Source organism: Pseudoalteromonas sp. SIMBA_162, from assembly GCF_046535955.1.
Lineage (GTDB): Bacteria > Pseudomonadota > Gammaproteobacteria > Enterobacterales > Alteromonadaceae > Pseudoalteromonas > Pseudoalteromonas marina.
This window is the reverse complement of sequence record NZ_JAWJBQ010001298.1, coordinates 1-232: the sequence shown is the minus strand read 5'-3', so window position 1 is coordinate 232 and position 232 is coordinate 1. Positions and strand designations below refer to the sequence as shown.

Here is a 232-nt window from a genome sequence, read left to right as displayed (position 1 = left end):
CTACCCGCTGGAAATCGGCGATGACGTCACCATCGGTCACAAGGCCGTGTTGCATGGCTGCACCATTCACGACCGCGTGCTGGTCGGCATGGGCGCCATCGTGATGGACGGCGTGGTGGTGGAAGATGAAGTCATCATCGCGGCGGGTGCGCTGGTGCCGCCGGGCAAGCGCCTCGAGGGCGGGCATGTGTATGCCGGCAACCCGGCCAAGGCACTGCGCCCGATCAAGGAC

The 232-nt window shown here is 65.9% G+C and carries 1 protein-coding gene; it reads left to right on the top strand.

Features of this window, described 5'->3' with window-relative positions:
* Positions 1-232: gamma carbonic anhydrase family protein (locus tag R0J88_RS23840; protein WP_410901434.1), on the top strand; the 232-nt coding region annotated here is incomplete at both ends.